At 45.8% G+C, this 943-nt stretch carries 1 protein-coding gene; it reads right to left on the reverse strand.

The annotated features are described in order from the left end of the window. On the reverse strand, positions 1-943 hold a 943-nt coding region (locus tag A3738_RS19200), incomplete at both ends, for a peptidoglycan DD-metalloendopeptidase family protein (protein WP_068763786.1).

Raw genomic sequence — 943 nt, forward strand, 5'->3', positions numbered from 1 at the left:
TGATGTGCAACTCATAATGTAAATGAGGACCAGTAGAGCGACCTGTATTTCCAGAAAGAGCAATGACTTGACCACGTTCAACCTGCTGACCTTTCTTTACCAGTATCTTGCTAAGATGAAGAAATCGTGTCGAGTAAGGGCCAAACTCATCTATATCAATATATTTACCTGCGTAGCGATGGGAGGCAACACGGGTGACACGACCATGTCCTGTAGAAAGTATCGGCGTGCCAGTTGGCATCGCAAAATCGACCCCATTATGAGGCTTCACCCTTCCGGTAACAGGGTGGACTCGTCGAGGGTTGAAATGCGAGCTTATGCGATATTTCTTTTTTGTTGGATAACGTAAAAGTGCGGGTACTAAGCTTTCGCCCTGTGCGTTGTAGTATGAGCCATCACTGTGTAGGTAGGCGCCAAATTCTTTCCCCCTAGATAGAACGCGTGCAGCAAGCAATCGATCTTTACCGATCGTCTTTCCTTCAACAGTCTCGCGTTCCATGATGACTTGAAAGTGGTCACCAGCTCGTAGGTCTCGTCTAAAGTTGAGGGAGCTTTTGAGAAGCTGAGTAATCGTCATAACACCGTTATCGGTTAGACCTGAAGATGAGGCCGAAACATAAAAACTGCCGTCTATCTGCCCACGTGTCACCTCGGCAATTTTGTCTGTTGGAGTAAGCTCTTCTTGGTATATGAAATCATCGTTATTGTATTGATACGTAACTGTCTTACTTGGATCAACGATGCGAGACAAGGCTTCGAGTCGATTGTCTTCACGCTCGATACGAAAAATCAGTTGATCCCCTGGTTGTAAAACATCCAGCTCTAAATACGGTTCATCAGCCTCTATAATTTCATATAGCTCGTTGATAGAGAGCTGCTTTCGCTTGAATATCGCCTCTAGGGTATCGCCTTCCACTACTGTGTAACGCTGGTCTCGAAACCG

It is taken from the genome of Oleiphilus sp. HI0066, from assembly GCF_001635725.1.